Below are 8,934 nucleotides of genomic sequence, written 5' to 3'. Positions count from 1 at the left end.
TCGGGCTCGCGGAGCCCGTCGATGTAGGCGAGCAGCCGCCCGACGACGCCCGAGAGGTACTGCACGCCCCGGTCGTCGTGCTCCTCGAGCGCGGTCTTCAGCAGGTCGTAGCGCTCGCTCGTCTCCTCGGCGGTCAGCATCGCGATCACGAGTTCGTCGGCCTGCATGCTCATGCGACCCAGCATCGCATCGGCGGCGCCGGAGCGTCCTCTCGTCGCCGGGGCGATCTTCCGTGCCCGACGGCGGTGAGAATATCGGAACACGTTTTTCCTACGTTAAGGAATACGCGTCCACGAAAATTAATCTCCGCTCCATGCCGGCGACTGCTAGCTTCTCGACCACGCGCACGGATATCGCGTGCCGATCAGGATGGGCGAGGAAATGGAATATCGGGACGACGGTGATCCCGACGAGGTGCTCGATGTCGTCACGGGTGCCACGAGACGCAACATACTCACGGCGACGGTGATATTCGCGGCGTTGTTCGGGGTGCAGACCCTCGCTCCGCTGAACGCCGCGAACGCGGATCCGATCTTCAACTACCCGTTCACGCGGAGATATCCCGTGACCGGGCGGTTCGGTGAGTACCGGCCCAAGACCAAGACGTACCACATGGGCACGGACTACGGCGCACCGACGGGCACGCCGATCTACGCGATCGCCTATGGGCGGGTATTCGAGAAGCGCAACAGCTCGGGCTACGGGAACCACGTGGTCATCGATCACGTCGACGGATTCCGGAGCGTGTACGCGCACATGGACCAACCTTCGCCGATGCCGGAGGGCGATTCCGTCTCCGCCGGACAGTACGTCGGCCCGGTGGGCAACACCGGGGCGAGCAATGGCGCGCATCTGCATCTCGAGATACGGATCAACGACGTCAAGAAAGACCCGCAATTCTGGATGGACAATGCACCACTGGCAGGAGACGACATGGCAATCTCAGATTCCGACGCTAACAAGATCGCGCAGACCCTCCGCACCGCGGAGTGGTACACCGGCGCACCGGGCAAGCCCTCGGAGGTGAAGACGGTCGAGGCGATCTACCGGGGCATCCTGCAGACCGTCATCGGCTACGGCGGCCGCACGGAGAACATCGAGACGATGGTGACCAACCTCGGCACCCGCCTCGCGAACGACAAGACGTTCATCGACGCCATCGCGACGGCGACCGCTGCGAAGGTCAAGAACGGCTGACGCCGCAGGGTCACCCGGGGAGGGGCACGCGAGCTGGTCTCGCGTGCCCCTCTCGTGCGTCCGCTCGGCCGTCTCGCCCCGGCCGTCCCGCGACGGCGTGCCGGACCGCGACCTCCCCCTCCCCGACATCGCATCGGCGGCGGCGGCCTCGCAGGCGAGGAGGAGGCCGGTTCCCCGAGCTGCTGCGGATCGGGACCGGTGGACACCGCCGTCGCGCCTCCCCGAACTGGGGGTACGCTCCGGGCGGCACCAGGACGCACCCTGTGTCGTATCCAGCGTGGGGCGTCCGGTGCTCGGGGGAGCGGATCGACGTCGCGACCGCGCCCGTCAGCACGGCCCACCCGGAAGGCTCCCCCTTGTCCCGCTCACGCGCACGCGCCCACGCGCCCACTCCCGACCTGGCCGCCGAGGCCCTCGCCCAGCACGCCCCGGTCCCCGCCGAGCGGCCGCCGCTCGTCGGCCGCCGCTCCGTCTTCCTCGCGGCCGTCGGCGCCACAGCGGGCGCGGCCGTCGTCGCGGCGCCTGCCGTCGCACCGCCCGCATCCGCCGCCGTCGTGGGCGACCAGTCGCGCGTCTACTACCCGGAGCAGTTCGGCTTCGTGCCGTCGGCCGCGGACCACACGAAGGCGATGGCCGCGTTCTTCGCGGCGCTGCAGAAGACCGGCGGGCGCGGGATCCTGCCGCCGTGCGAGATCCGCGTCACGTCCACCGGCATCGACTACTCGAGCGCCACGTGGCCCAAGCAGCCCCTCTCGGGAGCGCCCTACGGGTACCCGGCCATCTCGATCGAAGGCTACGGGCGGCGCGTCACCACCATCCGGCAGATCGCGGGATCCACGGGCGACGTGTTCAAGGTGCAGGGCAAGATCGGCGCCGACGCCGGGCCCGCCGCGAACAACAAGGCCACGGTGTCGCTCACCGGCTTCAGCATCACGGGCACGCGCACGGGCCGCCACGGGCTGTACCTGCGCTCCCTGCTGCACTGCCGGATCACCGACATCGAGCTGAACGCCACCGGCGGCGCGGGGGTCTTCTTCGCCCGCGCGGCCTTCACCGCGGCCAGCGATGAGTACTCCTACGCGAACGTCATCGAGGGCCTGCGCGTGATCACCGCGGGCACCTGGGGCGTCGACTGCGACGGCGTCAACGCCATCGACATCGTCATGCGCGACACCGAGATCGTGAACTGCACGGCGGGCGGGATCCGCATCGCCTCCACCAACGCGCGCTTCGAGAACACGCGCGTCATCGGCTGCGGCGCCGGCAACAAGGCGGCGCGCGGCTTCGTCGCCATCCCGACGAGCAACGCGTCGTCCATGGTCTCCGAGCTCGGCATCAACGGCATGCGCCTCGAGGGCAACTCGGGCGCGGGCGGGTACCAGCTGGAGATCGGGGCGGGCGTCGGGGCCACCGTCGTCGGCTACAACATCGTGACCGGCGGCGACCTCGGCGCGCACGGCATCGGCGTCGGCCTCGTCGACCAGGGCGGGCGGCTCGCCCAGGACACGTTCGTCGGCCGCGGCACCATGTTCATGACCCCGAGCAAGTACCCGTCGCAGCGCGTCGTCGTGGTGGGCGCGTTCGCGCGCGACACCCGCGTCGAGCGCCCGTCCCTGCCCAACAACCCCGACACGCCCTTCGCCTCGGTCGTCACGGATCGGGGCACCCGCAGCGTCGACGGCTTCGGCCGTCCGCTCACCGACCCGGGAACGGGGTCCGCCCCGGCGGCTGCCGCGGCGCCGGCTGGCTGACCGGACGAGCCGCGCGCTGCGCCGACTCCTCGGCGCCGGGGTCAGTCGGCGAGAGCCGCGAGGGACGTCTGCATCCCAGCCGCGATGACCTCGTGCCCCGTGGCGCTGGGGTGCCATTCATCCTCTGTGCGGAGGTCCGGCCGGTCGACGGGCAGCCAGCTCTCGGGCCCCGTGGCGTCGATGACGTGCGCCTTGCCGAGCGCGGGCCCGGTGTATGCGGACGCGAGCTTCTCGTAGCTCTGCACGCCCGTCATTGGCGTGATGATCACGGTCTGGGCGTCGGGCCAGCGCTCGGCGATGTCGGCGAGGACGCGGGTCACGCCGCTGCGCACCGCGGCCTCGCCGGGCTTGATGTCGTTGACGCTGCCCTGGAGGACGACGAGGTCGGGCGTGAAGTCGTCGCCCATCGCGGCCAGGCGATCCGGGTACGCCGGCTGATCGGAGGTGGCGGCGAAGCCCGTCCCCACCGCCGCGTTCAGGCGCACGTCGCTCCAGCCCTCGCGCTCGGCGAGGAGCTCGGGATAGGTGGGCCTCCCCGACGTCTCGATGCCGTGACCGAGGATGAAGGAGTCGCCGAACATGAGGACCGCGGGATCCTCGGGGAGGTCCAGCGGCGCCACCGGCGCGATCGTGGTGCCGGGCCCGGAGACGTAGCCGGACTCCGCGACGGCGCCCGCGTTCTCGACGGGTTCCGCGCCGCTGCCCATCGCCGCGATCACCAGGGCGACCGAGCACGCGGCGGCGACCGCGGCCGCTGACCAGCCGGCGATCCGCCACGCCGATCGCGCACGCGCGCGCTCCCGGAATCCGTATTTCCCCACGCGAGAACCGTACGGTCGATCCCTGTCCGTGGTGGCATCCGCCGGCCACCCCCGTTCGGGGGCCGACGCGTCCGCGCGGCAGCCGGGCCGACATGCGCGGGCATCCCCATCGGCCGACCACTGGGATCACCACTGGATCCGCGTGCGGCCGCTCCCGCCCGACACGACCCCGACACATCGACCCGATACGGTGCCGAGCATGTCTGGGGGAGACGGAACGACGGTCACTGCTGCGCGCGCGGACTGGGGGATGCGGCCAGGGCGATGGCCATCCTGCTGGTGGCGCTCTTCCATGCGGGCCTCCTGCTGATGCAGGAGGACCTCGCCTCACCGGTCTGGGCGACCGTCAACAGCGCGTTCGTCACCTTCCGCATGCCGATCTTCTTCCTCGCCTCGGGGCTCCTCGCGGGATCCGCCGTGCGCCGCTCCTGGGCGGAGCTCTGGAACTCCCGCATCGCGATCCTCGTGTGGGCGCTCGCGATCTGGTCGGTGCTGCGCTTCCTCTACTTCTCGGTGGTGCCGCTCGACTCCCGCCCGCACGAGGGCGACCCGAGGGCGCTGCTGCTCGCGTTCGTGTTCCCCGCGACGGGACTGTGGTTCCTGCACGCGCTCGCCGTGTTCCTCGTGCTGGCGAAGGCGGCGCACGGGCGGGTGCCGCCGTGGATCCAGCTGACGGGCGCGGCCGTCGTGTCGGCGCTCTTCCTGAGCGTGCTGCGCATCGGCAGCCTCAGCTGGGACGGCATGGCGAAGTACCTCGTCTTCTTCCTCATCGGGCTGCACGCCAAGGACCTGGTGTTCCGCGTCGCCTCCCGACCGCGGCCGGTCGCCGCGGCGGCTGCCCTGGTCGCGTTCGGCGCGGCGGGCGTGGCCGTGGAGCTGACCGGCATCAGCGGCGTCCCCGGCGTGCTGCTGCTCGTGTCGTGCCTCGCGATGGCGGTCGGCGTGCTGTGGGCGGCCCTGCTCGCGCGCACGCGGCTGGTGCGCCCCCTGCGCTTCCTCGGGCGGAACACGCTGCCGATCTACGTCGCCCACGTCCTCGTGATCGCCGCGGCCTGCGCCGTGCTCGACGCCGTCGGCTTCGAGGCGTCGGGTGCGATGCCGTACCTGCTGCCGCTCGTGGTGAGCGTCGTCGCCATCGCCGCGTCGCTGGCGATCCACGCGGTGGCGATGCGCACCCCGCTGAGGTTCCTCTTACCGCACGCCGCCGTTCCTGGTGCTGGACCGGGGCGGCCGGGGGTGATCCCGTCCGCCGGCATCGAGCCGGCCGGTCGATCGACGGCGGTGGGCCCCGTCGGGCTCGAACCGACGACCCAGGGATTAAAAGTCCCTTGCTCTACCAACTGAGCTAGAGGCCCGTGACCCCGATGCTACGGGATGGGCGGTGGCCGTCCCGGAGCCGGTCGACCTCGCGCGATGCCCCGCGGGGCACCGGTGCGCCGACATCGCGCGCCCGGTCGGGAGCGCACGCCCGGCGTACGCTTGCGGGGATGTCCCGCGACTACCACAAGCCCACGAAGTTCTCCGGGGCCAAGTTCGAGAGCATGCTCGGCGGCGACGACCCCGCCACGATCAGCCGCGTGGCCCACGAGACCGCGTCGGCGCTGCTGGCATGCGTGCGGGCGGATCCCGACCCGGCGGTCGTCGAGCGCCTCATCGCGTACACCGACGAGCACGGCATCGACGCGGTCGCCGAGCTCTGGTCCCGCGCCAGCCCCCGCAGCCTCCCGGGCGCGCTCTGGCGGCTGTACCTCATGCGTGCGCTCATCCGGCAGGATCCCGACGGTATCAGCCTCCTCTACCAGCGCGGCACCGACGTGGCCACGACCATCGACCCGGTGGTCGCCGGTGCCACTGCGCCCACGGGGCCAGCGGAGATCGTCGAGCTCGCCGACAGCATCCTCCGCGGGCTCTTCACGGGCGACTTCGCCGTGGCCCTCGACCGCGCGGGCGCGTTCAGCCGGCTGGCCGCGCTCGGTGCCACGAGCGTCGCCGACGACCTCGACGCGACGGCGTCGCCGGAGCGCGCCGGCGACCTGACCACGCGCGCCCTCCGCCTCTCGCAGATGGCGGCCGACCTCGTGCAGTGCGCGCGGCTCTGGCGGGGCGACCGGCTCGACTGACCCGCCTGATCCGCCTCGCGGGCCCGATCCGCCCGTTCGCTGTGAGCGCGACCCCCGGGAGGACAGCCCGCGCCGACTCGGTTACAGTGGATCCTGGTCGGGCCGCAGTACTCCCGGGTACCAATATTCGCCGCTACGAGCGGCCTCGCGCCGAGAGGCGTCCTGCGGCCCGGCTCCTCATCTCCCTTCCCCTCCTCGCCGGAGGGACGGCCCATGTGCGAGCGGCCGAGCCGGCCTCGTCGGGCTGCCGGATCCCCACAGCCTGTGACCAATCCGTGACGCGCTCCGCGACGAAGAGTCATCGTGAGGCGCTCACCCGCCTCGCATCCGTCACCCGTGAGGGTGCGACCCGCATCGGTCGGGTCCTGCCCGCGTGGCAGGCCGCCCGGCCATCCCAGATGTCCCGCAGAGCGAGATCCCGGCTGATGCGGGGCTCCGCACACCCGCAGGCCGGCTCCCCATCCCGCCGCATCACTACCGGAAGCGCCACATGACCTCCCCGCAGCACCACCCCGGCCAGGCGGGCCCCGCCCTGCCTGCATGCGGTTCGCACCCGGGTCTGGGATGCTGGGGCTCGTGCCTTCATCGATCGAGCGTCCCCACCTCCCCGGGCCGGCGGACCCCGAGTCGAAGGAGGCCCTCCTCGGCCGCGTCGCCCAGGGCGACAGGCGCGCCTTCTCGGAGCTCTACGACCAGCTCGCGCCCCGTGTCCTCGGACTCGTCCGTCGACTCCTCGTCGACCACGCGCAGTCGGAGGAGGTCACGCAGGAGATCTTCCTGGAGATCTGGCAATCCGCTTCCCGCTTCGACCCGGCCAAGGGCGCAGCGACTACGTGGGTGCTCACCATGGCCCACCGCCGCGCGGTCGACCGCGTGCGCGCCTCCCAGTCCAGCCGCGATCGTGACGTCCGCATCGGCATCCGCGACCACGAGCACGGCTACGACCAGGTGTCCGAGACCGTCGAGATCAGCATCGAGCACGAGAGGGTCACGAAGGCCATGACGAAGCTCACCGAGATCCAGCGCCAGGCCGTCTCCCTCGCCTACTACGGCGGCTACAGCCACAGCGAGGTCGCGTCGATGCTCGACGTGCCCATCGGCACCGTGAAGACACGTCTGCGCGACGGCATGATCCGCCTGCGCGACGAGATGGGGGTCGCATCATGACCACCGACGACGACATCCGCATGCTGACCGCGGCGTACGCGCTCGGCGCCGTCGACGCCGAGGAGGCCGCCGAGGTCGAGGCGCTCCTCGAGCGCGACCCTGTGCTGCGCGCCGAGGTGGAGGAGCTGCGGGCCACCGCGGCCGACCTCGCCTGGACGACCGAGCCGGTGGCTCCCTCGCCGCGCCTCAAGGTCGACATCATGGCCATGCTCGACGTCACGCCGCAGCTCCCGCCGCTCGCCGCTCCGTCCGCCGTGACGGACGACGCGCGTCGCCCCGCGCCCGTCACCCCGCTGCGTCCGGCGGCGTCCTCCGATGCCGTCCCCGATGCAGCCGTTCCGGCGTCGTCCGCTCCTCGCGGGCGCCTCGGATCCGCATCCGCCCGCGCCTCCGAGCGCTGGTTCCGCAAGCCGGGCGCCATCATCGGCGTCGCCGCGGCAGCCGTCGTGCTCGTCGTGGGCGGCGTGGTCGTCGGCACGAACACGGGCGGCCCCGACACATCTCAGGCGCCCGTCGCCTCGGCGTACGAACGGGTCACCACGGCGTCCGACGTCGTCATCGACAAGCGCGACGTCGTCGGCGGCGGCACGGCCACGGTCTACTTCTCCGCTTCCGAGGCGAAGACGGCGGTCGTGCTCAACGACGCGTCGCCGCTGCCCGAGGGCCGCGTGCTCCAGATGTGGTACGTCGGCGCGTCCGGCCCCGTCTCCGCCGGCGTCATGCCGGAGGAGGACGGTGCGGGTCACGCCGTGCTCGAGGGCAGCTACACGCCCGGCGACACCGTGGCCATCACGGTCGAGCCCGACGGCGGATCCGAGCAGCCCACGACCGAGCCCATCGTGGCGGTCACCAGCACCTGATCGGCGCCGCGCACCCACGGCACGCAGAAGGCCCCGCATCCTCCAGAGCATGCGGGGCCTTCTCCGTGCGGGCGGCGGATCAGCCGAAGCGGCCGCTCACGTAGTCCTCGGTGGCCTGCACGCTGGGCTTGGAGAACATGGTGGTGGTGTCGTCGTACTCGATGAGCTTGCCGGGCTTGCCGGTGCCGGCGATGTTGAAGAATGCCGTGCGGTCCGAGACGCGGCTGGCCTGCTGCATGTTGTGGGTCACGATCACGATCGTGTACTGCGCCTTGAGCTCCTCGATGAGGTCCTCGATGGCGAGCGTGGAGATGGGGTCGAGCGCGGAGCACGGCTCGTCCATCAGCACCACGTCGGGCTGCACCGCGATGGCGCGCGCGATGCAGAGGCGCTGCTGCTGGCCGCCGGAGAGGCCGGATCCGGGGAGGGCCAGGCGGTCCTTCACCTCGTTCCAGAGGTTGGCGCCCTGCAGGGACTGCTCGACGAGCGCGTCCGCGTCCGACTTGGAGATCTTGCGGTTGTTGAGCTTGACGCCCGCGAGCACGTTGTCGCGGATCGACATGGTGGGGAACGGGTTCGGCCGCTGGAAGACCATGCCGACCTGGCGGCGCACGAGCACCGGGTCGACGCCGGGGCCGTAGAGGTCGTTGCCGTCCACGAGCACCTCGCCCTCGACGTACGCGCCGGGGATCACCTCGTGCATGCGGTTGAGCGTGCGGAGGAACGTGGACTTGCCGCAGCCGGACGGGCCGATGAACGCGGTCACGGTGCGCGGCTCGATCCGCAGGTTGACGTCCTCGACCGCCTTGAACTTGCCGTAGTAGACGTTCAGGTCGTTGACTTCGATGCTCTTGGACAAAGGGGGTTCCTACCGATCGGGTGAGTGGGCCGGGGGAGCGGGCGCTAGCTGTACTGGGTCATGACGTTGGTGACACTCGGGCCGCGGGCGTGAGCCCGTGGCTTGAGTGGATTCGTTCAGTGTTGTAGTGCTCGATGAAGGGGTCAAGCGCGTCGGCGC

At 71.3% G+C, this 8,934-nt stretch carries 8 protein-coding genes, 1 tRNA gene and 2 pseudogenes; 6 read left to right on the top strand and 5 right to left on the bottom strand.

Going from position 1 to position 8,934, the window contains the following annotated elements:
* Window positions 1–357: 357 nt before the first annotated feature.
* A complete protein-coding gene (locus HDR73_RS02865; protein ID WP_012298009.1) occupies window positions 358–1,197 on the top strand; it encodes a M23 family metallopeptidase in 840 nt (279 codons plus the stop codon).
* Between the two features lie 356 nt (window positions 1,198–1,553).
* Window positions 1,554–2,948: a hypothetical protein gene (locus tag HDR73_RS02860; RefSeq protein WP_041464341.1), complete on the top strand. Its 1,395-nt coding sequence runs from the start codon at window positions 1,554–1,556 to the stop codon at window positions 2,946–2,948.
* Window positions 2,949–2,989: 41 nt separating this feature from the next.
* Here HDR73_RS02860 and HDR73_RS02855 read toward each other — a convergent pair whose 3' ends face one another.
* Window positions 2,990–3,769, bottom strand: coding sequence for an SGNH/GDSL hydrolase family protein (locus HDR73_RS02855; RefSeq protein WP_012298007.1), 780 nt, complete (start codon window positions 3,767–3,769; stop codon window positions 2,990–2,992).
* A gap of 264 nt (window positions 3,770–4,033) precedes the next feature.
* On the opposite strand from HDR73_RS02855, the pseudogene HDR73_RS02850 reads away from it, so the two are divergent.
* A pseudogene (locus tag HDR73_RS02850) lies at window positions 4,034–4,858 on the top strand (acyltransferase family protein); the annotation flags it as partial.
* Here HDR73_RS02850 and HDR73_RS02845 read toward each other — a convergent pair.
* Complete coding sequence (locus tag HDR73_RS02845) at window positions 4,789–4,944, bottom strand: hypothetical protein (protein ID WP_231692853.1); 156 nt, start codon at window positions 4,942–4,944, stop codon at window positions 4,789–4,791. The pseudogene HDR73_RS02850 and the gene HDR73_RS02845 sit on opposite strands and share 70 nt — an antisense overlap.
* Before the next feature lie 107 nt (window positions 4,945–5,051).
* A tRNA-Lys gene (locus tag HDR73_RS02840) sits at window positions 5,052–5,124 on the bottom strand.
* Window positions 5,125–5,256: 132 nt separating this feature from the next.
* Here HDR73_RS02840 and HDR73_RS02835 point away from each other — a divergent pair.
* The 3 genes from HDR73_RS02835 (at window position 5,257) to HDR73_RS02825 (ending at window position 7,916) form a co-directional block, all read left to right on the top strand.
* Complete coding sequence (locus tag HDR73_RS02835; RefSeq protein WP_012298005.1) at window positions 5,257–5,889, top strand: hypothetical protein; 633 nt, start codon at window positions 5,257–5,259, stop codon at window positions 5,887–5,889.
* Window positions 5,890–6,453: 564 nt separating this feature from the next.
* The gene (locus tag HDR73_RS02830) at window positions 6,454–7,056 is read left to right on the top strand and encodes a sigma-70 family RNA polymerase sigma factor (protein ID WP_012298004.1); all 603 of its coding nucleotides are present in this window, start codon (window positions 6,454–6,456) and stop codon (window positions 7,054–7,056) included.
* Complete coding sequence (locus HDR73_RS02825) at window positions 7,053–7,916, top strand: anti-sigma factor (protein WP_041464338.1); 864 nt, start codon at window positions 7,053–7,055, stop codon at window positions 7,914–7,916. Before HDR73_RS02830 ends, HDR73_RS02825 begins: the two co-directional genes overlap by 4 nt.
* A 79-nt stretch (window positions 7,917–7,995) precedes the next feature.
* On the opposite strand, the gene pstB is transcribed toward HDR73_RS02825, so the two are convergent.
* Window positions 7,996–8,775, bottom strand: a complete 780-nt coding sequence (gene pstB / locus HDR73_RS02820; protein ID WP_012298002.1) for a phosphate ABC transporter ATP-binding protein PstB — start codon at window positions 8,773–8,775, stop codon at window positions 7,996–7,998.
* Between the two features lie 58 nt (window positions 8,776–8,833).
* A pseudogene (locus HDR73_RS02815) lies at window positions 8,834–8,934 on the bottom strand (IS481 family transposase); the annotation flags it as partial.

Origin of the sequence: Clavibacter sp. (assembly GCF_014802555.1) — a bacterium.
Lineage (GTDB): Bacteria > Actinomycetota > Actinomycetes > Actinomycetales > Microbacteriaceae > Clavibacter > Clavibacter sepedonicus.
Note: the sequence above shows the minus strand (reverse complement) of the source record. Positions and strands in the feature narration are given on the sequence as shown.

Excerpts from the sequence above, each read along its gene's own strand:
- HDR73_RS02835 (WP_012298005.1), top strand. The coding sequence starts at position 5,257 with ATGTCCCGCGACTACCACAAGCCCACGAAGTTCTCCGGGGCCAAGTTC.
- HDR73_RS02830 (WP_012298004.1), top strand. The coding sequence starts at position 6,454 with ATGCTGGGGCTCGTGCCTTCATCGATCGAGCGTCCCCACCTCCCCGGG.
- HDR73_RS02825 (WP_041464338.1), top strand. The coding sequence starts at position 7,053 with ATGACCACCGACGACGACATCCGCATGCTGACCGCGGCGTACGCGCTC.